Genomic DNA, 26,488 nt, shown 5'->3' with positions numbered 1-26,488 from the left:
ATTGCTATAATTCCGAGTCTTTGCTCGGTCCCCGGCGCGCCACCGCCGACCCGCACGGATTGCCGAAACGCCCCGCCAGCCAACCCGCGGCACCGCCGCGAGAGCCCGCCATGACCAGCACCGCAGAACTCAGCTCGCCCTCGTCGGCGAATACGTCCCTGACCAACTCCGTCCTCGATCCGGATTACAGCCTCGAGCACAAGTACACCCGTCAGGAAGGCCGCATCTATCTGTCCGGCGTGCAGGCGCTGGTGCGCCTGCCGCTGATGCAGCGCCTGCGCGATCAGGCCGCGGGGCTGAACACGGCCGGTTTCATCTCCGGCTACCGCGGTTCGCCGCTGGGCGGGTTCGACCTGGAGCTGTGGCGCGCGCGCAAGCATCTGGAAGCCTCGGGCGTGAAGTTCACCCCGGGCCTCAACGAAGACCTGGGCGCAACCATGGTCTGGGGCACCCAGCAGACCAACCTGTTCCCCGGCGCCAAGGTAGAAGGCGTGTACGGCATGTGGTACGGCAAGGGTCCGGGCGTGGACCGTACCGGCGACGTGCTCAAGCACGCCAACGCCGCCGGCACCAGCAAGTACGGCGGTGTGTTGGCGCTGGCTGCCGACGATCACGCCTGCCGGTCCTCGACCCTGCCGCACGGCTCGGAGGGCGAGTTCACCAGCGCGATGATGCCGATCCTCAACCCGGCCGGCGTCCAGGACATCCTCGACATGGGCCTGATCGGCTGGGCCATGTCGCGCTACACCGGCCGCTGGGTGGGCTTCAAGACGATCGCCGAGACGGTGGAATCCTCCGCCTCGGTCGACGTCAATCCGCTCGCGCTGAACATCCTCACCCCGGAGGATTTCATCCTGCCGCCGGGCGGGCTGAGCATCCGTTGGCCCGATCCGCCGATGGATCAGGAAATGCGCCTGCACCAGTACGCGGTCAAGGCCGCGCAGGCGTTCGCGCGGGCCAACAAGATCGATCGCATCGTGATCGATTCGCCCAACGCGCGACTGGGCATCATCACCACCGGCAAGAGCTATCTCGACGTGTTGCAGGCGCTGGAGTACCTGGGTCTGGACGCGCGCGCGTGCTCGGACCTGGGCATCCGCGTGTACAAGATCGGCATGACCTGGCCGCTGGAACCGGTCGGCCTGCGCGCGTTCGCGCGCGGCCTGGACGACATCCTGGTGGTCGAGGAAAAGCACGCCTTCATCGAAAGCCAGATGAAGGAATCGATGTACAACTGGGACGGTGAGCGCCGTCCGTCGATCGTCGGCAAGTACGACGAAAGCGGCGAGTGGATCCTGCCCTCGACCGGCGAGCTGACCCCGGCGCGCATCGCCGGCGTGATCGCCCGCCGCATCCAGCGCTTCCATAACTCCGAGCAGATGGAGAACGTGCTGCGCTGGATGGAGGAAAAGGAAAGCGAGCTGGCGCTGCCGCGCGCCTCGTTCCCGCGCGTGCCGCATTACTGCTCCGGCTGCCCGCACAACACTTCGACCGTGGTGCCGGAAGGTTCGCGCGCGCTCGGCGGCATCGGTTGCCATTACATGGTGACGTGGATGGACCGCGACACCAACACCTTCACCCACATGGGCGGCGAAGGCGTGACCTGGTCGGGGCAGGCGGCGTTCACCGAGACCGAGCACGTGTTCCAGAACCTCGGCGACGGCACCTATTTCCACAGCGGCTCGCTGGCGATCCGCCAGTCGGTCGCCACCGGCGTCAACATCACCTACAAGATTCTCTACAACGACGCGGTCGCGATGACCGGCGGCCAACCAGTCGACGGAACGCTGTCGGTGCCGCAGATCGCCCATCAGGTGCGCTCCGAAGGCGTGCACACCATCGTGCTGTTGTCGGACGACATCGCCAAGTGGAATAAGCGCGAGATCTTCCCGAGCGACATGGAATTCCACGATCGCAAGGAACTCGACGCGGTGCAAAAGCGCCTGCGCGAGGTCAAGGGCACCAGCGTGCTGATCTTCGATCAGACCTGCGCCACCGAGAAGCGCCGTCGCCGCAAGCGCGGCAAGATGGTCGATCCGCAGAAGCGGGTGATGGTCAACACCCTGGTCTGCGAAGGCTGCGGCGATTGCGGCAAGAAGTCGTTCTGCGTGTCGGTGCTGCCGAAGGAAACCGAGTTCGGCCGCAAGCGCGAGATCGATCAGTCGAACTGCAACAAAGACTATTCCTGCGTGAACGGTTTTTGCCCGAGTTTCGTCACGGTGGAAGGCGGCGGCCTCAAGAAGAAGAAGGCCTCTTCGGCCAAGGACCGGTTGAACAACCTGCCGCTGCCGCCGCTGCCTTCGCTGGATCAGCCCTGGAACATCCTCATCACCGGCGTCGGCGGTACCGGCGTGGTCACCATCGGCGCGCTGCTCGGCATGGCCGGTCACTTGGAAGGCAAGGGCGCCAGCGTGCTCGACCAGACCGGTCTGGCGCAGAAAGGCGGCGCGGTCACCACCCACATCCGCATCGCCAAGACGCCGGCCGATATCCACGCGGTGCGCATCGCCGCGGGCGAAGCCGACCTCGTGCTCGGCTGCGACATGGTCGTGGTCAACGATTACTGGGCGCTGTCGAAAGTGCGCGCCGGCCGCAGCCAGGTCGTGCTCAACAGCTATGAGGCGATGCCGGGCACCTTCACCACCCGTCCGGACATGCAGTTCCCGGCCACGGATATCGTCGCCGCGATCAAGCAGGCGCTGGGCGGTCAAGATCCGCTGATCGTCGATGCGACCCAGCTGGCCACCGCGCTGCTCGGCGATGCGATCGCCACCAACCTGTTCATCCTCGGCTACGCCTGGCAACGCAGCCTGGTGCCGATCGCGTTCGACGCGCTGATGCGCGCGGTCGAGCTCAACGGCGCGGCGATCGAGATGAACAAGACCGCCTTCGCCTGGGGCCGCCTGGCCGCGATCGATCCGCGCGCGGTGGCCGAAGCCGCCGGCGTGACCCGCAAGGTGCAGACCCAGGCCGAAGCCACCCCGCACGAACTGCCGCATCTGGCGCCGGGCGAGTGGGAAGGCAACGAATGGGGCGCGACCTCGGCGCCGCGCGCCACGCGCAACGAAGACGAGTTGCGCCACTTACCGAGCTCGAATCCGTTCCCGCAAGCGGGAACGGGGGCGCAGGCCGACAGCGACAACCTCTCCTTCCTGCCGCTGGACGATCTGCGCCTGTCGCGTTCGCTCGACGAGCTGATCTCGCGCCGCGTCGCGTTCCTGACCGAGTACCAGGACGCCGCCTACGCCAGGCGTTACGCCGACTTCGTCGCCCAGGTGCGCGAAGCCGAACAGAAGCGCGCGCCGGGGTCGACCGATCTGGCCGAAGCGGTCGCGCGTTACTTCTTCAAGCTCATGGCCTACAAGGACGAGTACGAAGTCGCGCGTCTGTACACCAGCGGCGAATTCCAGCGCCGCCTGGAGCAGCAGTTCGACGGCGACTACAAGCTCAAGTTCCACCTCGCCCCGCCGCTGCTGGCCAAGAAGGACGCGCAGGGACGCCTGATCAAGCAGGAATTCGGGCCCTGGGTGTTCACCGCGTTCAAGTGGATGGCCAAGCTGCGCAAGTTGCGCGGCGGTACTTTCGACATCTTCGGCTACACCGAAGAACGCAAGATGGAGCGCCAGTTGATCGCCGATTACGAGCAGACCGTCGGCGGCCTGCTCGGCGCGCTGGACGGCGGCAACGTCGACCTGGCCGCGGAGATCGCCAGCATCCCCGAACACATCCGCGGCTACGGCCACGTCAAGGACGACCATCTGCACAAGGCCAAGGCGCGCGAGGCGGAGCTGTTGAAGGAATTCGGCAATCCGTTGCGGATCGTGCAGGCGGCCTGACACGCGGCGACCACGGCCGCGGCCTGGAGACAGGTCTGAAGGCAACGAGCAAGACCGGGGCCGCGCAAGCGGCCTCGGTCGTTTTCGGCGCGACCCAAGCCGCGCGCCAGGGTTGTACGATGCCGGGCAGGCGACCGTCCGATCCGCATCGCCGCGGGTACCGACGGACGCGCACGCGCTACGCTTCGCCGATCGACACGACAAGGACGACACCCATGCGACCGAGCTGTTCTCTTGTGCTGCTGTGCCTGCTGCCCGCCGCGATCGCGGCGGCACCCTCCACGCCGACGCCGCCGCGTCCGCCCCGGATCGCGCTCAGCGAGCTGTCGTTCGCCGGCATCGTCCTGGGCGACACGCAGGCCAAGGTGAAGAAGACGTTGGGCAAGCCCGGCGAAACGATCGGCCAGCCCGACGATCACGACTACATCTTCCGTTACCCCGGCCTGGACATCACCTTCTTCGATGAAGACAAGGTGGCCGGCCTGAGCAGCACTTCGCCGCGGCGCTGCACGCCGTCGGGCGTGTGCCCGGGGCAGACGCTCGCACAGGCGCATGCGCGGCTGGGCCGCGGCGCGCCGCCCGCGCCGGTCGACGATGCGGTCGAGTACTACGTCGAAGACGAGTCGTGCTGGCTGCAGTTGAACCTGGACGCCGACTCGGCGCCGCCCCAGCGGATCAAGACCTTGTCGGTGGTCTGCATCCCGTAGTCGGGCGCGGCCGCGTCCAAAGCGGCGGCCCGATCAGATCGCTACCTTCAGCGCGCGCGCGACCGCCGCGGCGCTGGCGGCATCGTCGCGGCTGACCATCGCGTAGTTGTAGCCGCCGCGCGACCAGTACTGGGCGAGCAGGTCGCCGTCGCGGCGATCGCCGCGCGGCAGCAGATGGCGGCGCGGCCCGGGCGGACGGATGTAGAAGCTGATCGCGTTGCCGCCGGCGTCTTGGTAGACCACCAGCGCCGCTGCGCCCTGATCGGTGGCGAGCATGCGCCCGCCCATCGGGGTGAAGCCCGCGCCGCTCAAATCGGGCAGTTTCATCGGTTCGCGGAAGTTGGCGTCCAGCCATGGCTGCAGATCGGCGGCGCGGTCGGGGCGCAGATCGTGGCGCACCGCGAACAGGCGGTGCGCCTGGATCGCATCGGCCATCGGTGCGACGGCGAGCGCGGGCGCTTCCGGCCGCGCCCACTCGCGCGCCTGCCAGCCGCCGATACCGCCGACGCCGATGCTCAGCAGCAGCGCCGCGGCCATCGCATAGCGCGCTAGGCGCCGACGGCCGAGGCCGGCGCGCAGGCGCGCGGGATCGAGCTCTGGCGCCGAGCCCAGCGCCTCGCCGGCCAAGGCCGCGCGCAGTTGCTGCGCATCGCGCTGCCAGGCCTGCACTTCGGCCAGCCGTTCGGGCTGGCGCGCCAGCCAGGCCTCGACCTCGGCGCGGCGCGGCGCGTCCAGGTGGCCGTCGATGTAGGCATGCAGATCGTGTTCGGTCGGGGGCGTGCTCATGAAACGCTCGGCTGAGTCGGAACGGTGAACGAACGGGAGCTTCGATACGCGGAAACCGGCGACGCGCTCATTTCAACAACCTCAACGCCGGCGCCACGATCTCGCCGTCGCTGAGCCGGCGCAGCGCTTGGCGCGCGCGCGACAAGCGCGACATCACCGTGCCGATCGGAACCTCGAGGATGTCGGCCACTTCCTGATAGCTCAGGCCTTCGACCGAAATCCACAGCAGCAGGCTGCGTTGTTCGACCGGCAACTGCCGCATCGCCTCCAGGGTGGAGCGCGCGAGCAACTCGCGCTCGGCCGAAGGCTGGCTGTCGGGCGCGCCGATGCCCAGCCGCGAAAGCAGCCCGGCGTAACGCTGCGAGCGGCGCTGCCCGTCCAGGAACTGGCGATAGACGATGGCGAACAGCCATGGCCGCAGCGCCTGCTCGTCGCGGCGGCCGCTCCAACCCACGATCGCGCGCTCCAGCGCGGACTGGACCAGATCGTCGGCGGCGTGCGGATCGCGCGCCAGCCAGCGCGCGAACCGCCGCAACGAGGGCAGCTGTTCGCGCAAGGCGGCATCGAGTTCGCTGGCGGACATGGGCGGGAACCGGCTGAGGAGGGGCTGTCCTGAGTGAGACGCCACTGGCCGCAGTTTATTCCGCGGCCGACGGAATAAGCCGCGTCCTCGCGCGTCGTACTCATATCGCAGCCCATCCGAGCCACGCATGCCGACGCCCGACAGTCCCGCCCCCACCCGCTCCCCGCCGCCGCGCGCGCTCGGCCGCTGGGCCTTGATCGCCTTCGCCGTCGGCGGCCTGGCCGCCGCGTTCGGCTATGCCGCCGGTCCCTTGGACCCGCACCGGCTCATCCCGAAGCGCATCGTCGACACGCTGCAGAACAACGGCGGCCTGCACCCGGGCTACCGGCGCAATCACGCCAAGGGGGTGTGCGTGATCGGCCGCTTCGACAGCAACGGCCGGGCCGCGGCGTACTCCAAAGCCGCGTTGTTCGCGCCCGGACGCACCCCGCTGGTCGGGCGCTTCGCCCTGCCCGGCGGCAATCCCTACGCTCCCGACGGCGGCGTGTCGATCCGCAGTTTCGCCCTGCGCCTGACCCAGGCCGACGGCCAGCAATGGCGCACCGGCATGAACAACATGCCGGTGTTTCCGGTCGCCACGCCGCAGGCGTTCTTCGAACAGCTGCAGGCCGGCGCGCCGGACCCGGCGACCGGCAAGCCCGATCCGGAAAAACAGAAAGCGTTCTTCGCCTCGCATCCGGAAACCGCCGCGTTCCGCGCCTGGGCCAAGGACCGCAAACCCTCGGCCAGCTATGCGACCGAGGCCTACTACGGGCTCAACGCGTTCTATTTCGTCGATGCCGGCGGCCACCGACACGCGGTGCGATGGCGCGTGGTGCCCGACAACGGCGCGGCCGCGGCGCCGCTGTCGGCACAGGACCAGGACGTGCTGGCGCGCGAGTTGAACCAGCGATTGGCGCAAGGCCCGCTGCGCTGGCGCCTGCTGGTGACGCTCGCCGCGCCCGGCGATCCCACCGCCGATGCGACCCAGGTATGGCCGGCCGACCGTCCGCAGATCGACGCCGGCACGGTAGTGATCGAACGCGCGCAATCGCAAGACGACGGCGAATGCCGCGACATCAACTACGACCCGTTGATCCTGCCCGACGGCATCATCGCCTCCGACGATCCTTTGCTGCCCGCGCGCTCGGCCGCTTACGCCGATTCCTACCGCCGCCGCACCGCCGAAGAAGCCCATGCCGGCGGCCGTCCGCCGCAGGAGGCCCACCGATGAACCGCGATCGGCAGATGTTCCGGTTGCCCGCACGCGTGCTGCATTGGCTGATGGCGGCGATGATTCTGACCATGCTGTTCATCGGCGCGGGCATGGTCGCGACCGTGTCGGACAAACACACCTGGTTGCTGGCGCTGCACAAGCCGCTGGGCATCGCGATCCTGGTCTTGGCGCTGCTGCGCCTGGCGCTGCGCTTGCTGCACAAGCCGCCGGCGTTGCCCGCCGACCTGCCGCCGCTGCAACGCTTCGCCGCCAAAGCTTCGCACGCGCTGCTGTACGCACTGATGTTCGCGTTGCCGCTGATCGGCTGGGCGATGCTCTCGGCGGGCGGCTATCCGGTGAGCCTGGGCGCGGGCGTGCTGCTGCCGCCGATCGCACCGTTCGACGCCAGCGTGTTCGCCGTGTTGCGCTGGCTGCATCGCAGCTTGGCGTATGTGTTGTTCGCCACGGTGTTGCTGCATCTGGGCGCGGCGCTGTACCACGGGCTGATCCGCCGCGATGGGGTGTTGCGCAGCATGCTGTGGCGCGGCGGCTCGCGCGGCTGCGATGTCGAACCGAATGTCCATGCGTCCGCGCCGGCCTCGCCGGTGGACGCGGACTGATCGGTCGACCTGTTCGTTTGGCTATGGCGCCGCACGCGGCGCCAGCAATTCGGCGATCGCCACTTCAGGATCGAACGGATCATCGCGCACGATCAGATCCGGTTCCAGCCAGATCGAGGCGCGCGGCACCGGCCGGTCGAGCACGAAGCGCGGCCAGTACACGCGCAGATCGCTGTTGGGCAGCCGGACGTCCTGCACATTGCCGCTCTGGCGGCTGCGCACGATGCCGCCGCGCGCGCCGGCCACGCGGCCGAAGCCGTAATCCTGCACGGTGTTGGCGAACAACACCGACGAGGAATACGTCGCCGGGCCCACCAGCACGATCAGCTCGCCGCTGTAGTGCAGCGGGTCGTCGCGCTCGGGCTCGATCACGCTGGTTTTCTCGCCGCGCACCACTTGCCCCACTACCTCATCGCCGCTGCGGAATTTTTCCAGCACGCGCTTGCGATAGGTCGAGCCGGTGCGGTACGGCCGGGTCGCGATGTGACGCAGGATGCCGCGCATCCACATGTCGTCGTCGCCGCCGCCGTTGTCGCGCACGTCGATCACCAATCGGCGCACGCCTTCGCGTTTGAGCTGGGCGAACACGTCGTCGGTGAAGGCGAAAAAACGTTCGCGATCGGGCCAGACGAAGCTTTCGATCCGCAACACCGCATCGCCGCCGGGACGCAGCTGCAAGCTGAAGTTGTCCTCGAAGCCATCCTCATGCGCCAACAACGCGGGCGTGCGCTTGGCGGCGGCCACGCGCAGCGGCCTGGCGCCGGCGCGATCGAGCACGATCGCGAACCGCGCTGGATCGCCGTACGCGCGCCAGTAGAAGTAGAACCAGCGGTCCTGCAGCAAACGCGTGCGGAACGCCGGAGTATCGCCGTGCACCAGCTCAAGCAACCGGCGCACCACCACGCCGCTGTCGACGCCGTCGATGCGCACGATGCGCGCGCGTGCCCGGTCGCTGACGCCGCCGCCGAGCTCGGCGGCGACGAACAGCTGCTGCGTGTCCGGATCGATCCGCACTTCATACGGGAACCAGCCGTTGCCGGCGGCTTGCTGCGCCTTGGCCAGGCCGCGCCAGTCCGGGTAACCGATCGATACATGGGCATCGGCAAGCAACGGATTGAGCCGGGCCAAGCGCAACCACGCCTGCTCGCGGGTCAACGGCCGGCGCAGGTCGCCGCGCAGATCGGCCAGGGCGCGGTCGAGCTCGGCCGGTGCGATCGAGTGGGCGAGGTCGGGATGCTGCTCGCGCAGGGTGGCGGCCACCACGTCCAGATCTTGTTGCAGTTGCTGCACGCTCAGCCGTTCGGCGGCGTACGCGGGCACGGCGAGACAAGCGGCCAGCAAACCGGCGAACCAGCCGGCGAATAGGGGGTAACAGGGAGAAGCCGTGGCGTCCATGCGGTGCGTTCCTGGCGATCGGTCGCCTTGGGATGCGCCGGCCCGACCGAAGGTTTAACCGCCGCTCAAGGCCCCAGACCCACGCCGCCGACCGGTTCGGTTTCGAAATGCGCCTCGAAGCCGGCGATCATCGGCTTGGCCCGCTCGATCGCCGCGCGCACCTTCGGCAGCGACAGCGAGGCGCGATGGCTGTCGGCGCTGTCCCAGACCTCGCTGATCCAGATCGCGTCGGCGTCCTTGGGATCGCGGGCGACGATGTAGTTCAGGCAACCGGGCATCTCGCCCACGTCGTCCAGCAGCAGCGCGATCAGCGCATCGCGCTGGCCGGGGGTGGCTTTCATCTTGCCGATCAATCCGTACATGGCGGCGGGGCCTTTGGTTGCATGGAAGGGAGCGCCGCCGCATCCGGGCAGCGCCAACGCGAGCGCTGCGACGCTGGTCAGAACGATGAAATCGCGGCGGCCGGAGGGCATGCGGGCGGGTCCGATGAGTTTCGCGGCGACGTTATCGCACAATTGCGGACAGATTGCGGACACGGACGGCCCTCACCCTGGCCGTCTCCCGGTCGCCGCACCTACTCCCTCTCCCGCTTGCGGGAGAGGGCTGGGGTGAGGGAATGAGCAATGCCGCCAGCCGGCGCAGTTACAGCCCCGCCACGCTTGTCCCGCAAGCCAGCCGCGGCGACCACCGCGCGCAGGCCGCATCACTTCGGCGCGAAAATCTTCGACAACCGGTCCGGCGTACCGTCGATGCGTTCGAGTTTGGGATAACGCAAACCGCCGCGGTAATCGATGCGCAAGGTCTTGAATACATCGGCGTTCTTGACGATCAACTCGATCGGATGCTGCCCGTCTTTGGCCGCGGTGACCGCGTCCTTGAGCCGCTCGCCGTTGGCCGCGTAACCGTTGACCGCGATCAACGTACTGCCCGGCGCGATGCCGGCGTTGAACGCCGGGCCGTCCCACCGCACCGCGTTGATGTTGCCTTCGCCGGTCAGATTCAATCCCAGCGAATAGGTCAGGTCGGTGTACTTGCGGTCGGCCTCGGCGAACTTGAGGAACTCGCTGGGCGTGTCGCTGAAGCTGAGCTTCCAGCCGCTCGCCGCCAGACCGTCCAGCGGCGCGGCCTGGGCGCCGATGCGCTCGCGCAGGAAGCCCGCCCAATCGAACGCGGCGACCTTGTTCAGCGCGGCGACCACGTCGTCGAATTGATACGGCTTGACCTGATAGTCGCCGTTCTCGCCGGCGAAGAAGCCGCGCGCGAAATCGTCGAGCGAACGCTTCTCGCCGCTGAGCGCGCGCAGCTTGGCGTCGACCGCGAGCCACACCAGCTGACCGCCGCTGTAGTAGTCCTCGCTCAATTGATAACTCTGATACGACTTCGGCCGGCGCATGGCGATCACCGGATCCAAGGTGGTGTCCTGGATCGAACGCCAGGCCAGCCCCGGACGGTCTTCGGCGTAACGCGCGACCACCATCGCCAGGGCGTCGCGCGCCAGTTCCGGCTTCCACAGGCCGGCGCGCGCGGTCAGCACGTAACCCCAGTACTGGGTCTGGCCCTCGTACACCCACAACAGTCCGTCGCTGAGCGGTTGATTGAAATTGCTTGCGGTGATGCCTGCCGGGCGGCGGTATTTGCCGTTCCACGAATGCACGAACTCGTGCGCGAGCAGATCGCGGCCGATGACGCTGGCGCCGTCCCAACCAGTGAAGTAGTCCGGATCCACGCCGTTCTCGCTGGAGCGGTGATGTTCCAGCCCATTGCCGCTCATCTGCGCGGACAACGAGAACAGAAAATCGTAGTGGTCGTACGGGTGCGTGCCGAACAATTTATAGGCTTGCTTGACCAGCTCGCGATGCAGCGCGATCTGTTCGGGCTTGGCCTCCAGGAACTTGGGCGCATCGGCGATCACGTTCAAGCGCACCGGCGTCTTGGCGCCCGGGTCCAGATCGATCTGCTTGTAGTGGCGCCCGGCGTAGACCGGCGAATCGAGCAGGGTATCGAAGGGCACGGTGCGATAACGCAATGTGTCGCCCTGGCGCGACTCAACCTCCAGCGCGGTGCCGGCCTGCCAACCGGCCGGCAGTTTCAGGGTCGGCGCGATCTGGATGCCGCGCGCGTAATAGCCGGCCGGATACAGCGCGACCTGGTTCCACTGCACGTTGAGCATGTCCGGCGTCATCACCACCCGGCCCTGGTTGTTGCCGGTCGGAGTGAGCATGTCGAAACTCAGTTCCAGCTCGCTCACGCCTTCGGGCACGTCGAGCCGGAAAGCGTAGACGTCGAGCGGATCGCGCGACCATTCGATCGGCCGGCCGTTGCCGCGGATGCGCAGGCCGGCAAGCTTGTCGATCGGCCCGGTCGGCGAATGATTGCCCTGAATCCACTGCGGGAACAGCAGGGTCAGCGGCCCGGCCTGGACCGGAATACGCTGGCGCGCGTGCAGCACGCGCCGGGCGATGTCGGTGGCGTCAACCTCCAACTGCAGCGTGCCGGGATACGGCGTATCGCGCGGCGCCGCGGTCTGTGCGTTCGCGGCCGGCCACGGCAGCGCGGCGGCGATCAACAAGGGCAACAGGGCCAAAGAGGGTCGGGACATGCACGGACTCCGGCGAGGCACAGGACTGGATCGGACATCCTAGCCATGCTTCCGCGCTTGCCCCCTGCCATTCGGCATGGGCGCGCGCCGGCGGATCGGGGCGACCGATTGCGCACAGGGCTTGCGCAGGATGGGGACAACCCGGTCGATGGCTGGGCCGGGCGGGTGATCGGGCCGGCGATCGGGTCGGAAAGCGTCGGGCCTGAAGGCCCTCCCACAAGAGACTTCGAAGCCACGAGGTTTGTTGTGGGAGGGCCTTCAGGCCCGACGCTTTCCGGTCCGCCCCCGCGACCCCATCACGGCGACTGAGCGATCCCGGCCGGCTCGGCCTTGAGCAAGAACACCGTGCGCTCGCGGCCGGTCCGAACCTCGCGCATATGCCACAGCTCGGCCGGCGAGAAATGTCCGACTTGCACGAACGCTTCGAGACGATCGCGCAGATACTCCAGCGAATCTCCGTCCACCGCGATCAGGCAACGCAAAGCCTCGATGCGAATCCATTCCTGCGCCGACGGCTGCAGACGCACCACGAACCCGCGGCCGTCGCGAACCGCCGCGGTGTCCAGCGTCCCGTCCCGAAGCGCCTGCAACCACGCCTGCGCATCGGCGCGATCCACACGCAGCTCCACGCCGGCGCGGTTATTGACCGCGAACTCGATCATCGCCGCGCCGAAGCGGGCCTTGCCGATTCAGTGAACCGACGCGGATCAGGCCGCACGCCCGATCGCGCTCATCAGGCTCACCGCCACCGCCTCGGCCGCCTTGATCCCGTCCACCGCCGCCGACAGGATGCCGCCGGCGTAACCGGCGCCTTCGCCGGCCGGGAACAGGCCGCGGGTGTTGAGGCTGTGGCCGTCGACGCCGCGGGTGATGCGCAGCGGCGAGGAAGTACGCGTTTCCACCGCGGTCAGCATCGCATCGGGCATCGCGAAGCCCTTGAGCTGCTTGTCGAACGCCGGCAACGCTTCGCGGATCGCGGCGATCGCGTAATCGGGCAGCGATGCGCTCAGATCGCCCAGCCGCACGCCCGGCGTATACGAGGGCTGCACGGCACCGAGCGCGGTCGACGGGCGTCCGGCGAGGAAGTCGCCGACCGTTTGCCCCGGCGCTTCGTACTCGCCGCCGCCGAGCGCGAACGCCTGCGCTTCCCAATGCCGCTGCAGGGCGATGCCGGCCAGCGGCGAGCCGCTGGCGTCGTAGGGCGTGTAATCCTCCGGCGTGATCCCGACCACGATCGCCGCATTCGCGTTGCGCTCGTTGCGCGAATACTGGCTCATGCCGTTGGTGACCACCCGGCCGGGCTCGCTGGCCGCGGCGACCACGGTGCCGCCCGGGCACATGCAGAAGCTGTAGACCGAACGGCCGTTGCGGCAGTGGTGCACCAGTTTGTAATCGGCCGCGCCGAGAATCGGATGGCCGGCCTGCGAGCCGAAGCGCGCGGCGTCGATCAGCGATTGCGGGTGTTCGATGCGGAAGCCGATCGAGAACGGCTTGGCCTCCATGTACACGCCGCGCTCGTGCAGTATCTTGAAGGTGTCGCGCGCGCTGTGGCCGACCGCGCAGACCACGTGATCGGCGCGCAGCTGCTGGCCGTCGGCCATGACCACGCCGCGCAGCTGGCCGTCTTCGATCAGCACGTCCTCCACGCGTTGCGAGAAACGGATTTCGCCGCCCAGCGATTCGATCGTCGCGCGCATGTTCTCGACCATCGACACCAGGCGGAAGGTGCCGATGTGCGGCTTGCTGACGTAGAGGATTTCTTCCGGCGCGCCGGCCTGGACGAATTCGGTCAGCACCTTGCGGCCGTGATGCAGCTTGTCGCTGATCTGGCTGTAGAGCTTGCCGTCGGAGAAGGTGCCCGCGCCGCCTTCGCCGAACTGCACGTTCGACTCGGGATTGAGCACGCGCTTGCGCCACAGGCCGAAGGTATCGACGGTGCGCTCGCGCACCGCCTTGCCGCGTTCGAGAATGATCGGGCGAAAGCCCATCTGCGCCAGGATCAGGCCGGCGAACAGCCCGCACGGTCCCATGCCGATCACGATCGGCCGCAGCGGCAAGCTGGCCGGGGCGCGTGCGACGAACTTGTAGCCGGTGTCGGGCGTGGGCATGACCTTGCCGATGACGGCCGGTGCGGCGGGCTTTTTCGCGCCCGGTTTCGGCGCGGGTTCCGCATCGGGGCCCAGGCGCACGAGGACCTCGGCTTCGCGCGGCGTGTCCACGTCCAGGGAATAGATCAGCTCGATGCCGCCGCGCTTGCGCGCGTCGTAGCTGCGCTTGGCGATGGCGTGGCCGGCGATGTCGGCCGCGGCGATGCCCAGGCGGGCGGCGATAGCGTCGGTGAGCGCGCGCTCGCTGTGGTCCAGCGGCAGGCGGAGGTCGGTGAGTCGGAGCATGGCGATATTCTAAGAGGCTTCGACGGTGAGCGCTTTTAGTGCGCCGGGTGGGCTTCGGTGGATGCTGCGTCATGAGCCCTCAGTCCAGCCCTCTCCCGCAAGCGGAAGAGGGAGCAGTGCGTCCTGAGGGAACAAGACGTGCAATGACCTCCACCGCTTCGGCTCCCTCTCCCGCTTGCGGGAGAGGGCCGGGGTGAGGGCACGCGAAACCACAATCGCGACGCCCGCCCCATCCTAAACACCGCCCTAACCACGGCCGATGCCGGATTGGCTAGCATGCTCAACCCCCTAGCCACGACGTCGCCTGCCCCATGATTCGACGCCAGTTCCTTCAATCCGCGGCCGGCGCCCTGGCCTGCTTCGGCCTGCCCCTGCCCGCGCTGGCCCTGACCGGCCCGGCGCCGACCAAGCTCGGCGCGCCGCAGCCGTTCGATTTCGCCGCGCTCAAGGGCCAGGCCCGCGCGCTCGCCTCGAAGGCTTACGTACCGCGCAGCACCACCCTGCCGCCCGCGTTGGCGGCCTTGAACTGGGATCAGTACCAGTCGATCCGTTTCCGCCGCGATCACGCCCTGTGGGGCGACGGCGACGGCAAATTCCTCGCCCAGTTCTTCCATCTGGGCCTGTTCTTCAAGTCGCCGGTGCGCATGTACGACCTCGCCGACGGCCAGGCGCGCGAGATCGCCTACGACCCGGAAATGTTCGACCGCGCGCGCAGCGGCATTCAAGCCAAACCGCTGCCGGCCGACCTGGGCTTCGCCGGTTTCCGCCTCAATACCCGCAAGGACCCCGAACGCGATTTCGCCGCGTTCCTGGGCGCCAGTTATTTCCGCGCGGTCGGCGTGGAAGGCCAGTACGGCCAGTCCGCGCGCGGTCTGGCGATCGACACCGGCACCGGCCACGCCGAGGAGTTCCCCGACTTCATCGCTTACTGGCTGGAACGTCCCGCGGCCGGCTCCGACACCGTGGTGGTGTACGGCCTGCTCGATTCGCCCAGCATCGCCGGCGCCTACCGCTTCGCGATCACACCGGGCGAGGTGCTGTTGATGGACATCGACTGCGCCTTGTACCCGCGCAAGACCATCGAGCGGCTGGGCCTGGGCCCGTGCACCAGCATGTATCAGGTCGGCGAGAACGACCGCCGCATGGACTGGGACTGGCGCCCGGAGATCCACGACACCGACGGTCTGGCGATGTGGACCGGCGGCGGCGAATGGATCTGGCGGCCGCTGTGCAATCCCGAACATCTGCGCTTCAACATGTTCAGCGACGAGAACCCGCGCGGGTTCGGCCTGCTGCAGCGCGATCGCAACTTCGATCATTACCAGGACGACGGCGTGTTCTACGAGAAGCGCCCGTGCCTGTGGGTCGAACCCAAACAGAGCTGGGGCGCGGGTTCGGTGCAACTGGTCGAAATTCCGACCTTGGACGAAACCTTCGACAACGTCGTCGCGTTCTGGAATCCGCGCGAGAAGCCGCAGGCCGGACAGGAGTTGTTGTACGGCTATCGCCTGTACTGGGGCGCACAGCCGCCGGCGGTGCCCAAGCTCGCCCATTGCCTGGCCACCCGCACCGGATTGGGCGGGCGCATCGGCTTCAAGCGCGATTACTACTCGCAGCGTTTCGCGGTGGATTTCGCCGGCGGACCGCTGGCGCAGCTGGCCAAGAGCAACGCCACCGTCGAACCGGTGCTGCAGATCGGCAAGGGCAAGCTGGAAACCGTCTCGTGCCGGCCGCTGCACGAAATCGGCGGCTACCGGGTGATGTTCGACGCGGTGCCGCAGGGTGATTCGACCGAGCAGATCGATCTGCGCTTGTTCTTGAAGAACGCCAGCGGCGCGCTCAGCGAAACCTGGCTGTATCAATGGTCGCCGCCGCCGAAGGGTGAGCGCAAGGTGTATTGAGCCCACGACGATATCGCGACCGCTCCCTGTAGGAGCGGCGCAAGCCGCGACTGCGCCAACACGGCTACGACGAAACCCACGACGCAGTTGTATTGGCGCAGTCGCGGCTCGCGCCGTTCCTACCATCGGAATTGCGGCATCGATTCGACCTGGGTAGAACGCGCCCTACCCGCTCAAGCCACCTGCGAACGCCGCGCCCGCGTCAGATGCACCAGCAGCAACGAGATCGCCGCCGGGGTCATGCCGGGAATGCGCTGGGCCTGGCCGACGGTCTGCGGCCGCACGCGTTCGAGTTTCTGCTGCACTTCCAGCGACAAACCGCGCACCCCGGCGTAATCGAAACCATCGGGAATCGGCGTGCCTTCGTTGCGCTGCTGGCGCTCGATCTCTTCGCGCTGGCGATCCAGGTAACCGGCGTACTTGACCCCGATCTCGACCTGCTCGGCCACCTCCATCTCGGCCACCGCCGGACCCAGCGACGCCACCTGCATCAGCTTGGCGTAATCCAGTTCCGGGCGCTTGAGCAGATCGCGCGCGCTGCATTCGCGGCTGACTTCGATGCCCAGAGTTTGAGCGATCTCGCGGCCCAGGGCATTGTTCGGCGCGGCCCACACCGCCGCCAGCCGCGCGCTTTCGCGTTCGACCGCCTCGCGCTTGCGCTCGAACACGCTCCAGCGGTTTTCGTCCACCAAACCCAACTCGTGCCCGATCGGCGTCAGGCGCAGATCGGCGTTGTCTTCGCGCAGTTGCAGCCGGTACTCGGCGCGCGAGGTGAACATGCGGTACGGCTCGCTGGTGCCGTGGGTGATCAGATCGTCGACCAGTACGCCGATATAAGCCTCGTCGCGGCGCGGGCTCCAACCCTCGACGCCGCGCACGAAGCGCGCGGCGTTGACGCCGGCCAGCAGGCCCTGCGCGGCGGCTTCTTCGTAACCGGTTGTGCCGTTGATCTGGCCGGCGAAGAACAGGCCGGCGACGGCCTTGGTCTCCAGCGTGGTCCTCAAGCCACGCGGGTCGAAGAAGTCGTACTCGATCGCGTAACCGGCGCGGGTGATGTGCGCGTTCTCGAAACCGCGGATGCTGCGCACCATATCCAGCTGCACGTCGAACGGCAGCGAGGTCGAGATCCCGTTAGGGTAGATCTCGGCCACGTCCAGGCCTTCGGGCTCGACGAAGATCTGGTGGCTGGCCTTTTCGGCGAACCGCACCACCTTGTCCTCGATCGAGGGGCAGTAGCGCGGGCCGATGCCTTCGATCTGGCCGGTATACAGCGGCGAGCGATCCAACGCGCCACGGATGATGTCGTGGGTGCGCTCGGAGGTGTGGGTGATCCAGCACGAGACCTGACGCGGATGGTCGGCGCGGGTGCCCAGGAAGGACATGACCGGACGCGGATCGTCGCCCGGCTGCTCTTCCATCACCGAGTAGTCCAGGCTGCGCCCGTCGATGCGCGGCGGCGTGCCGGTCTTGAGCCGGTCGACCACGAACGGGCCCTCGCGCATGCGCGCGGCCAGCGCGGTCGCGGGCGGGTCGCCGGCGCGGCCAGCGGCGTAGGTGGTCTGGCCGACATGCACCTTGCCGGCGAGGAAGGTTCCGGCGGTCAGCACCACCGCCGGCGCGACGAAGCGCAGGCCGGTCTGGGTCAGCACGCCGGTGACGCGGCCTTGCTCGAAAGCGATGTCGTCGACCGCGGCCTGGAACAAGGTCAGCCCCGGCTGGGCCTCGACCGCGCGGCGGACGAAGGCGCGGTACAGCGCGCGATCGGCCTGACAACGCGTGGCGCGCACCGCCGGACCCTTGCTGGCATTGAGCCGGCGCCATTGGATGCCGGCCGCGTCGGCCGCGCGCGCCATGACCCCGCCGAGCGCGTCGATCTCCTTGACCAGGTGACCCTTGCCGATTCCGCCGATGGCCGGATTGCAGCTCATCGCCCCGACCGTTTCCACCGAATGGGTCAGCAGCAACGTGCGCGCACCGGCACGCGCCGACGCCAGCGCGGCCTCGGTACCGGCATGGCCGCCGCCGACCACGATCACGTCGTATTGATAGAAGTCGTTCATGGCGGGGATTCGGGAATGGGGAGTGGGGATTCGCAGAAGCGAAGCCGGCGCCGGATAGCCGGCGCGCAGAGAACGGGGATATCGAATTGTCTCACGGGCTCCGGCCAATCCCGAATCCCGACTCACCAATCCCGGCTCTCAGTTGGCACGGATCATGCGTAGCTTTTCATGCACCTTGCGGGGCAGGCGCTAGACGCCGGCTGGAATTGGAACAGGGGCTGGCCAAGCGCTCGCGGGGGAAGCCGGGGGGCCGAATGTCGGGGGACATTCGGCCCCTTTTTATTGCCTGGGCTGTGGCCGCGGGGAAAACGCCGCATGACGCCACCAAGGCGCCGGCCGCTTCACGCGGCCCGTAGCGAACCCATTGATCTCAAAAGCAAAAAGCGCGCGTGGATACGCGCGCTTTTTGCTTTTCCCGTGCGAGCGGGAGAATGGGCGCCGACGCCTGACGGGGACGGAACAGGGGGGATCCGTGATTCCTCGCCAGGCGCCGACATGGAAGCCTGTGCTTACCGAAAACGTCCAAATACGACGCAAGCGGTCAGTAGCGGTAGATTGCGGTCACTTCGGCTTGAACGCAAGTGCGCGCCGTTCCAATTTCGGCGACTGCCGGGGCACGCCCCGGCAGTCGGCAAGACACGGTTCAGCGTTCGGCGTTGCGCCATTCCTTCCAACTGCGGCCACCGTCGGCACGGCCGGACGGAGCCGCGGGCGCGGACATACGCGGCTGCGGCATCGCACGCGGCTGCGAGACGCCTGGATCGCGAGGCGCCCAGGCGCCGCCGCCGACCGGACGCGCATCGCGCCAACCCACCCCGCCATCGGCGCGCGGCGGGCGCGGCGTGGACGGATTCTCGGGCCGGTTCGGCGGACGGTGCGGGCGGTTGGGGTAATAGCGCGGATAGCCGTAGCCGTACGGATAACCGTAGTACGGGGAGTAGCCGTAGCCGCCATAGCCGCCGTAGCCGCCGTTGCGATAGCGATAAGACTCGCCGTACGGGTAATACCCGTAACCGGGGCCGTAACCGCCGTAGTAGTTGTAGTCGACGCTGGGACGGCCGTAGTAGTACGACCCGCCGCCGCCACCGCCGCGCAAGGTGTAATCGGATACGCAGCCCGCCAGCAGGGCGGCTGCGACTAGAGGAACGATCAGTTTACGGATCATGGTAGACCCCCCGGACAGGATTCCAGAGTCTGCCTGATGCGTTGAACTCGGGCTTAACTCAGCCCTACCTTATTTATACGGTTCAGGCCGGAGCCTTGGCCGTCGGCGGTGCGCTGTCGCGAAGCTCGATCTGCGGAGCCGCCTTGCCGGCCATATCCGGCACGAACCGCGGCGGCTCATCGCAGCCGGCCAGCAGCACGACCAGACTCAAAGACAGGCATACCGAGAATTTACGGAGCATGGGATATCCCCTAGTTATGGGCGTCGACGGAAGGCCGCGCCTTGAATATTGTCCGATCGCAGGCGGCGCGAGCGGAACGTGGGTGCGGCCATCGTGACCCATTCGGCGCGAGGCATCCAGTGGTGGACGGCGCCGTTCCGGGGCGATGCGAAGCTCCCACCGAGCCTGCCTAGGCGCGATGCCGCCTTGCGGACGGTTCCATAAACTAGCCATGAAGCGCGCGGAGATTGCGGCACGGGTTCACAAATCGTCCAGCGGGTAGCGACCGCCGACGGGCTCGATTCGGGTGGCTGCGGCGACAGCGGGTTAAGCTTGCTCCGGCTCCGTCTACGCTGTGCAACGGCGCGCCGGGAACCTTGGCGCGATCGCCGCGGTCGATTCATGCATCACTTCTCATGCATCACTTCGGCAGCCGCGAACGCGGTGTGCCGCCTGGCTCACTTCAACATCTTGGCACTTGGTTTTCGATGATCGAATTGGATGCGGTCCATCGTCGCTACGAAATGAACGGGCAAGCGGTGAATGCGTTGGCCGGCGTGGATCTGAAGATCGCCGCCGGCGAGTTCGTGGCCATCACCGGCGCGTCGGGTTCGGGCAAGTCGAGCCTGCTCAACATCCTGGGCTGCCTGGATCGGCCCACCCGCGGGCGTTATCTGATCGAAGGCCGCGACGTGGCCGAATTCGACGACGAGGCCGCCAGCGACATCCGCAATCGCCGGATCGGTTTCGTGTTCCAAAGCTTCCACCTGCTGCCGCGCTTGAGCGTGCTGGAGAACGTGTTGCTGCCGCTGCGCTTCCACCGGGAACCGCCGGCCGACGCGCACGAGCATGCGCGCGAACTGCTCGCCCGGGTCGGCCTGGCCGAACGCAGCACGCACCGGCCCAGCGAGCTGTCCGGCGGCCAGCAGCAACGTGCGGCGATCGCCCGCGCCCTGCTGCTGCGACCGGCGCTGCTGTTGGCCGACGAACCCACCGGCAATCTGGACTCCAAGAGCGCCGCCGACGTGCTCGACCTGATCGGCGAAGTCCATTCCGGCGGCCAGACCGTAGTGCTGGTGACCCACGATCGCGAGCTGGCCGCGCGCGCGCCGCGCGAGGTACGCCTGCACGACGGCAAGGTCGATCATGATTCGGCAGCCTGAGCGCATGCGCGCGAACGCCGGCGCGACCGTCCTGCTCGCGGCGTTGGCTGTGGCGCCGGCGGGCGCGGCCGTGCTCACCGGCGAAGTGCGCTCGGTCGGCGCGCAGACCATCTACACCCCGCAATCCAACAGCGCGCCGGTGGCGATCCGCTACTTCGTGCCAGAAGGCCAGGCGGTCAAGGCCGGCGAGGTGGTGTTGCGCATCGATCCGGGCCAGGCCGGCACGCAGATTCCAGAACTCGACGCCAAGATCGAACAGGCCCGCGCCAAGGCCGCCAAGGAACTGGCCGAACTGGAGGTCAAGGCGGTCGATGCGGAAGTCGCGGTCGCCGAAGCCGAAGCCGCGCTGGCCACGGCCGAGATCGAAGCGGCGATTCCGCGCGCGCTGATCTCGCAACTCGATTACGACCGCCACCAGGGCGAGTTCGACAAGACCACCCGCGAGCACCGGCTCAAGCGCGAACAACTCGACGCCGCGCTGACCGCGGTGGCGCGGCGCAAGCAAGACGGCGAACTGGAAGTCGGCAAGCTGTCGAGCCAGCGCGATTACTACCGCGCGCTGCTGCGCCAGGCCGAAGTGCGCGCCGAGCGCGACGGCATCGTCCTGCACGGCTTCAACAACAACTGGATCGGCGGCCGCATCGACGAAGGCAGTTCGACCATGCCCGGCAGCCGCGCCGGCGAAGTCGTCGGCAGCGGCGGCGGCATGCAGGTACGCGCCTGGGCGCTGGAACCGGACCGGCGCGGCCTGCGTGTCGGCCAAGCCGTGCGACTGAGTTTCGACGCGTTACCGCGCACCCACGTGCAGGGCACCATCGTCGCGATCGCCGGCGCGCCGGACCGCAAGTCCGAATGGGGCGAAGGTCGTTACTTCACCATCGACATCCAATTGCCGGCCGCGCATGGCCTGAGCCTGTTGCCGGGCATGAGCGTGCGGGTCACCGCCACCACCGCGGCGGCGAACGCCGCGGGGGCGTCGCGATGAGCCGCGCGCGCATCGCACCTTCCATCGCGGCGTTGCTGCTGACAGTCGCGTTGCCGGCGGCCGCCGCGCCGCTGCGGGTGGACGGCGAGGTCTACGCGCGCCGCACCTCGCCGCTGATGCCGCCGAGCGTGGATCGCATGTGGCAGTTCAACATCACCCAGCTCGCCACCGACGGCGCGCCGGTCAAGCGCGGGCAACCGGTCATCAGCTTCGACAGCAGCGACGTGGTCAAGCAGCTCAGCGAAAAACAAAGCCAACTCAAGGAAAAACAGAGCGAGCTGGAAAAGCTCGATCTGGAACTGGCCGAACGCGAACGCAGCGAACGCCTGGCCACCTCCGAAGCCCAGGCCGCGCTGGACAAGGCCCAGCGCAAGACCCAGCAACCGGCCGAGCTGATCGCCGGCATCGAGTACCGCAAGCTGCTGGTCGCGCGCACGCAGATGGAACGCAAGATGACCCTGGCGCGCAAACGCGAAACGCTTTCGGCCGAGCAGCGCCGGCAGGAACGACGCCTGCTCGCGGCCGAGCGCGCGCAGTTGCAGGCCGATGTCGACCGTCTGCAGCGTTCGCTGGCGGCCTTGAACGTGATCGCCCCGCGCGACGGGCTGATGATGCACCGGAGCAATTTCGAGGGCGAAAAATACGATGTCGGCTCGCAAGTCTGGGTCGGCCAGACCGTGGCCGAGATTCCCGATCTGAGCACCCTGGCGGTGCGCGCCGAATTGGCCGAGCGCGATCTGCAGAAGGTGCGGGTCGGCACGCCGGTGCGGATCGTGGTCGAAGGCGGCGCCGGCAGCGTGCTGCGCGGACGCATCGCCTCGGTCGGTCGCGCGGTGCGCAGTAAATCGCAGGTGCAACCGGTGCCGGTGCTGGATCTGGACGTGCAGCTCGACGATGCGCGCGCGCCGTTGCGGCCCGGGCAGGCGGTGCGGGTGGAGATCGCCGAATCCGGCGCGGGAAAGGCGGCGCAGCGGAGTGCCGGGCGATGAACGCAGGGGTCACGGCAGGGGCGAATCGTGAGGCTCGGAAACCGGATTCTTCGCGCTTCGCGGAACGGTTTGCGCCGATTTTGCGCTGCGTTCGGGTTGTGGCGTCGGGCGTGGTTCTCTGCCTCTTCGTTTGGCTCGCCGCCTGCTCGCGCGACACCGCGCCGGCGGCGACCGAAACCGTCGCGCAGGCGCCGCTGCAACTCAGCGTACGCGGCGAAGGCGAACTCAAATCCGCCAAGTCCACCCCGCTCAATGTCCCCGGCCGCAATTGGGCCTCGCGTCAGGTCGACTGGATGCTGCCGGAAGGCAGTGCGGTCAAGAAGGGCGATCTGATCGCGCGCTTCTCCGCCGAGCAAGGCAAACAGGAACTCGCCCAGACGCTGATCGACGTGCAGCGCAATCTGCTCGCTCGCGCGGCCAAGCAGGGCGAGTTGGAAACCGCGCAGAGCAAGGTCGCGGTCGATCTGGCCCAGGTCGCGGTGCAGCTCGGCATCGCCGAGCGTTACGCCAACGCCGATCTGAGCACGATGGCGCGCAACGAAGTGCTCGACGCGGTCCAGGACCGGCGCTTTCTGACCGAAAAACGCGGCACCCTGGAATGGCAGCGCGATCAGGCCGACGTGCGCGGCGGCGCCGAACTAGCGGTGCTCGATGCGCAGCGCGCGACGTTCGATATCGCCGCGAAAACCCGCCAGTCCGATCTGGACGCGCTGGAATTGCGCGCGCCCAACGACGGCGTGCTGATGCTGTCGACCAACTGGTCCGGCGACAAACCCAACGTCGGCGCGACCCTGCGCGCGGGCTTCGACTACGGCAGCCTGCCCGACGCGTCGGCGATGGAACTCGACTTGAGCCTGCCGCAGATCGAAGCGCAGGGCGTGCACGTCGGCAACGCGGTGGAGATGTTTCCGGTCGGCCGGCCCGAGCAGAAGATCGTCAGCAAGCTCAGCTGGGTCGCCAGCGCGGCCAAGGTGCGCAGCCAGGAAAGTCCGGTGAAATATCTGAGCATGAAGGCGTCGATTCCCGCCGAGGCGATCGCGCGTTACCGACTGGTGCCGGGTCAGCGCCTGCAAGCGCGGGTGATTTTGTTCGACGCGCGCGCGTTGAGCGTGGCCAACGTGGCCATCGACAGCGACGACGGCCGCGATTATGTGCGAGTGCGCGAAGGCAGCGATTTTCTACGCCGTCCGGTCAAGCTGGGCGTGCGCGGACCGGCGCGCTCGCAGGTGCTGTCGGGCCTGAAGCCCGGCGATGAAGTGCTGCTGGCCGAGGCCGGCGCGATCGAAACCGCACCCGCGCCGAAAGAACCCGCCGGTGACGAGGCCGCCACGAAACCACCGGCCGCACCGGCGCCGCGCGCAAACCAGGCGGCGCGTCCATGAGCCGCATCGCGCACTGGCTGCCGTCGATCTGGCGCGAGGCGGTCGAGGAACTGTGGCGTCGCCGCCTGCGCACGCTGCTGACCCTGCTCGGCATGATCTTCGGCGTCGGCGCGATCGTGGCGATGCAGGCGGTCGGCGAAGGCAGCCGGCGCGAAGCGCTGCGTCTGGTCGAGAGCCTGGGCTTGAACAATCTGATCGCCGAAGCCAAGCCGCAGGACGAGAACAGCCTGCGCGAAACCCGCGCGCGCAGCCTCGGCCTGAGCCTGGCCGATGCCGACGCGGCGCTGGCGGTGGTGCCCGGCGCGGAGCGCTACGCCGCCGAGAAACCGATCCGCACCCATTCGGTATTCAGCGACAGCGGCCGCAGCGATGCGCAAGCCAGCGGCGTGAGCCCGGATTACTTCGCCCTGTCATCGCTGCGCATCGCCAAGGGCCGCGCGCTGAGCGACGCCGACGACCGCGCCTTGGCCGCGGTGGCGGTGTTGGGCCATCAGGCGGCCGCGGACTTGTTCCCCGGCGCGAATCCGATCGGACAATACCTGAAGGTCAACCACGTCTGGCTGGAAGTGATCGGCGTGCTGGCCGACCGCGATCTGAGCAAGGACCAGTTCGAAGGCGTGCAGTTGGGACTGGAGAGCAACCGCGTTTATCTGCCCTTGGCCAGCGCGCGAGCGCGTTTCAAATTCCAGCCGCAGGAGGACGAGATCGACCGCTTCCTGCTGCGTTTACGCGATCCCTCGCAACTGGCGACCGGCGCGCGCGTGCTGTCGACCGTGCTCGGCCAGCGCCACGCCGGCATGGCCGATTTCCGTCTGGTGGTGCCGCAACAGTTGTTCCAGCAACATCAGAAGACCCAGCGCATCTTCCGCGTGGTGATGGGCGCGATCGCCGGGGTGAGCCTGCTGGTCGGCGGTATCGGCATCATGAACATCATGTTGGCCAACGTGCTCGAACGCCGGCGCGAGATCGGTTTGCTGCGCGCGCTGGGCGCACGCCGGCGCGACGTGATCGCCCAGTTCCTGCGCGAAGCCACGGTGATCTGCGTGGCGGGCGCGGCGCTGGGGCTGTTGTTCGGTGTGTTGCTGGCTTATCTGATCGCTGCCTTCGCCGGTTGGCAGGTGGCGTGGGCGCCGATCCCGGTGTTGTTGTCGGCGCTGTTCTGCGCCGCAGTCGGCTTGGGCTTCGGCGTGTACCCGGCGCGACAGGCGGCGCGGTTGGATCCGATCGCGGCGCTGCGGCACGACTGAGGTTTCGCGGGGTGCGCGCTGGCAACGGCAAAAGCTCAAATCCCCCGCGCTCGCTGCGCGAGCGCCGCCCCCTTTTTCTAAAGGGATGGAATTGGCCGGTGCAGCAAAGCTTGCGGGACATAAGCGAAGGGCTGTGCTAACACGCTTGCCCGCAACGCACCGCTGAGTTCACGGGGCCAGGAGGATTCGTTTTTTGCTCCTACCCCATCAGCCCCACCGCACACTGCGCTACGCTTGCGCCATGACCGACCCCGACACCACCGCGCCGACCTACGCCGACATCCTCGCCGCCGCCGCGCGCATCGCGCCGCATGCGCACGTCACGCCGGTGCTGCGATCGCGCGCGATCGACGCGCTGGCCGGCTGCGAACTGCACTTCAAATGCGAAAACCTGCAACGCGGCGGGGCGTTCAAGTTCCGCGGCGCCTGCAATGCGGTGTTCTCGCTCAGCGACGCGGATGTGGCGCGCGGCATCGTCACCCAGAGTTCGGGCAATCACGGCGGCGCCATCGCCCTGGCCGCGCGCCTGCGCGGCGGCCGCGCGATCGTGGTGGCGCCGCACAACACGCCCAAGGTCAAGCTCGCCGCGATCCGCGCCTACGGCGCGCAGATCATTCATTGCGAACCCGATCAGGCCTCGCGCGACGCGGCCACCGCGCAGGTGCTGGCGCAGACCGGCGGGGTGCTGGTGCATCCGTTCAACGATCCGCGGGTGATCGCCGGTCAGGGCACGGCGACCTTGGAGCTGCTCGCCAGCGCGCCGTCGCTGGACGCGGTGATCGCCCCGGTCAGCGGCGGCGGTCTGCTGTCGGGCACGGCGATCGCCGCGCACGGCCACGATCCGGACATCACGGTGTACGGCGCCGAGCCGGCCGGTGCCGCCGACGCCCACGACTCCCTGCGTGAAGGCCGCCGCATCACCGGACGCAAGGCCGACACGGTCTGCGACGGGCTGCGCGCGGAACTGGGCTCGCTCACCTTTCCTATCCTTCGCTCACATCTGCGCGACATTCTGCTGATCGACGACCGCCAGGCCATCGCGGCGATGCGGTTGATCTGGGAACGCATGAAGCTGGTGGTCGAGCCGTCCGGCGCGGTGCCGCTGGCGGCGGTGCTGGCCCACCCGGCGTTGTTCGCCGGCCGGCGCGTGGGGCTGATCGTCTCCGGCGGCAACGTCGATCTGGATCTGGCCGCCGAGTGGTTCGCGCCCAACGGCGCTTGACCGGTTTTCGGTGCGCTTTGCGTTTGTTATGCGGTGTGTT

Annotated in this window: 21 protein-coding genes; 11 read left to right on the top strand and 10 right to left on the bottom strand. The window is 68.0% G+C overall.

Going from position 1 to position 26,488, the window contains the following annotated elements; translation table 11 throughout:
- Positions 1 to 110 precede the first annotated feature (110 nt).
- Together ACTOWJ_RS13620 and ACTOWJ_RS13615 are read left to right on the top strand one after the other, a co-directional pair.
- Positions 111 to 3,836, top strand: coding sequence for an indolepyruvate ferredoxin oxidoreductase family protein (locus ACTOWJ_RS13620; protein WP_441335173.1), 3,726 nt, complete (start codon positions 111 to 113; stop codon positions 3,834 to 3,836).
- Positions 3,837 to 4,051: 215 nt separating this feature from the next.
- On the top strand, positions 4,052 to 4,543 hold the full coding sequence (locus tag ACTOWJ_RS13615) for a hypothetical protein (protein WP_441335172.1): 492 nt from the start codon (positions 4,052 to 4,054) through the stop codon (positions 4,541 to 4,543).
- Positions 4,544 to 4,576: 33 nt separating this feature from the next.
- Here ACTOWJ_RS13615 and ACTOWJ_RS13610 read toward each other — a convergent pair whose 3' ends face one another.
- Entirely contained in the window at positions 4,577 to 5,329 is a 753-nt protein-coding gene (locus ACTOWJ_RS13610) for an anti-sigma factor family protein (protein WP_441335171.1), read from the bottom strand.
- Between the two features lie 67 nt (positions 5,330 to 5,396).
- On the bottom strand, positions 5,397 to 5,912 hold the full coding sequence (locus ACTOWJ_RS13605) for an RNA polymerase sigma factor (protein WP_441335170.1): 516 nt from the start codon (positions 5,910 to 5,912) through the stop codon (positions 5,397 to 5,399).
- A gap of 127 nt (positions 5,913 to 6,039) precedes the next feature.
- Between ACTOWJ_RS13605 and ACTOWJ_RS13600 the strand changes: the two genes are divergently transcribed.
- Entirely contained in the window at positions 6,040 to 7,125 is a 1,086-nt protein-coding gene (locus tag ACTOWJ_RS13600; protein ID WP_441335169.1) for a catalase family peroxidase, read from the top strand.
- Positions 7,122 to 7,727 (top strand): cytochrome b, encoded by a 606-nt coding sequence (locus tag ACTOWJ_RS13595; protein WP_441335168.1) that lies wholly within the window; start codon positions 7,122 to 7,124, stop codon positions 7,725 to 7,727. Before ACTOWJ_RS13600 ends, ACTOWJ_RS13595 begins: the two co-directional genes overlap by 4 nt.
- Before the next feature lie 21 nt (positions 7,728 to 7,748).
- Here ACTOWJ_RS13595 and ACTOWJ_RS13590 read toward each other — a convergent pair whose 3' ends face one another.
- The 5 genes from ACTOWJ_RS13590 to ACTOWJ_RS13570 form a co-directional block, all read right to left on the bottom strand.
- Positions 7,749 to 9,122, bottom strand: a complete 1,374-nt coding sequence (locus ACTOWJ_RS13590; RefSeq protein ID WP_441335167.1) for a S41 family peptidase — start codon at positions 9,120 to 9,122, stop codon at positions 7,749 to 7,751.
- Between the two features lie 65 nt (positions 9,123 to 9,187).
- Positions 9,188 to 9,595 carry a putative quinol monooxygenase gene (locus ACTOWJ_RS13585; RefSeq protein ID WP_441335166.1) on the bottom strand — a complete coding sequence of 136 codons (408 nt, stop codon included), beginning with the start codon at positions 9,593 to 9,595 and terminating at the stop codon, positions 9,188 to 9,190.
- A 230-nt stretch (positions 9,596 to 9,825) separates the two neighbouring features.
- Entirely contained in the window at positions 9,826 to 11,721 is a 1,896-nt protein-coding gene (locus ACTOWJ_RS13580; RefSeq protein ID WP_441335165.1) for a M61 family metallopeptidase, read from the bottom strand.
- A gap of 296 nt (positions 11,722 to 12,017) precedes the next feature.
- Entirely contained in the window at positions 12,018 to 12,383 is a 366-nt protein-coding gene (locus tag ACTOWJ_RS13575) for a hypothetical protein (protein ID WP_441335164.1), read from the bottom strand.
- Between the two features lie 45 nt (positions 12,384 to 12,428).
- Positions 12,429 to 14,114: an NAD(P)/FAD-dependent oxidoreductase gene (locus tag ACTOWJ_RS13570; RefSeq protein ID WP_441335163.1), complete on the bottom strand. Its 1,686-nt coding sequence runs from the start codon at positions 14,112 to 14,114 to the stop codon at positions 12,429 to 12,431.
- Positions 14,115 to 14,425: 311 nt separating this feature from the next.
- On the opposite strand from ACTOWJ_RS13570, the gene ACTOWJ_RS13565 reads away from it, so the two are divergent.
- Positions 14,426 to 16,015: a glucan biosynthesis protein gene (locus ACTOWJ_RS13565; RefSeq protein ID WP_441335162.1), complete on the top strand. Its 1,590-nt coding sequence runs from the start codon at positions 14,426 to 14,428 to the stop codon at positions 16,013 to 16,015.
- Positions 16,016 to 16,188: 173 nt separating this feature from the next.
- Here ACTOWJ_RS13565 and mnmG read toward each other — a convergent pair whose 3' ends face one another.
- From mnmG to ACTOWJ_RS13550, 3 genes are all read right to left on the bottom strand, one after another.
- Positions 16,189 to 18,075: a tRNA uridine-5-carboxymethylaminomethyl(34) synthesis enzyme MnmG gene (gene mnmG / locus ACTOWJ_RS13560; RefSeq protein ID WP_441335161.1), complete on the bottom strand. Its 1,887-nt coding sequence runs from the start codon at positions 18,073 to 18,075 to the stop codon at positions 16,189 to 16,191.
- 643 nt (positions 18,076 to 18,718) lie between these two features.
- Positions 18,719 to 19,240 carry a hypothetical protein gene (locus ACTOWJ_RS13555; RefSeq protein WP_441335160.1) on the bottom strand — a complete coding sequence of 174 codons (522 nt, stop codon included), beginning with the start codon at positions 19,238 to 19,240 and terminating at the stop codon, positions 18,719 to 18,721.
- A gap of 82 nt (positions 19,241 to 19,322) precedes the next feature.
- Positions 19,323 to 19,481, bottom strand: a complete 159-nt coding sequence (locus ACTOWJ_RS13550; protein WP_441335159.1) for a hypothetical protein — start codon at positions 19,479 to 19,481, stop codon at positions 19,323 to 19,325.
- 467 nt (positions 19,482 to 19,948) lie between these two features.
- Here ACTOWJ_RS13550 and ACTOWJ_RS13545 point away from each other — a divergent pair, with 467 nt between their 5' ends.
- From ACTOWJ_RS13545 to ACTOWJ_RS13520, 6 genes are all read left to right on the top strand, one after another.
- Entirely contained in the window at positions 19,949 to 20,623 is a 675-nt protein-coding gene (locus ACTOWJ_RS13545; protein ID WP_441335158.1) for an ABC transporter ATP-binding protein, read from the top strand.
- Between the two features lie 4 nt (positions 20,624 to 20,627).
- Positions 20,628 to 21,608: an HlyD family secretion protein gene (locus ACTOWJ_RS13540; protein ID WP_441335157.1), complete on the top strand. Its 981-nt coding sequence runs from the start codon at positions 20,628 to 20,630 to the stop codon at positions 21,606 to 21,608.
- On the top strand, positions 21,605 to 22,597 hold the full coding sequence (locus ACTOWJ_RS13535) for an HlyD family secretion protein (protein WP_441335156.1): 993 nt from the start codon (positions 21,605 to 21,607) through the stop codon (positions 22,595 to 22,597). The genes ACTOWJ_RS13540 and ACTOWJ_RS13535 overlap by 4 nt, the downstream gene beginning before the upstream one ends.
- Before the next feature lie 110 nt (positions 22,598 to 22,707).
- Positions 22,708 to 23,979 carry an efflux RND transporter periplasmic adaptor subunit gene (locus ACTOWJ_RS13530; RefSeq protein WP_441335155.1) on the top strand — a complete coding sequence of 424 codons (1,272 nt, stop codon included), beginning with the start codon at positions 22,708 to 22,710 and terminating at the stop codon, positions 23,977 to 23,979.
- A complete protein-coding gene (locus ACTOWJ_RS13525; protein ID WP_441335154.1) occupies positions 23,976 to 25,226 on the top strand; it encodes an ABC transporter permease in 1,251 nt (416 codons plus the stop codon). Before ACTOWJ_RS13530 ends, ACTOWJ_RS13525 begins: the two co-directional genes overlap by 4 nt.
- Positions 25,227 to 25,467: 241 nt before the next feature.
- Complete coding sequence (locus ACTOWJ_RS13520; RefSeq protein WP_441335153.1) at positions 25,468 to 26,448, top strand: pyridoxal-phosphate dependent enzyme; 981 nt, start codon at positions 25,468 to 25,470, stop codon at positions 26,446 to 26,448.
- The last annotated feature ends 40 nt before the right edge of the window (positions 26,449 to 26,488 follow it).

This window comes from Lysobacter sp. CA199 (assembly GCF_052078715.1).
Classification (GTDB): Bacteria; Pseudomonadota; Gammaproteobacteria; order Xanthomonadales; family Xanthomonadaceae; genus Lysobacter.
This window is presented reverse-complemented; position numbering and strand designations above follow the sequence as displayed.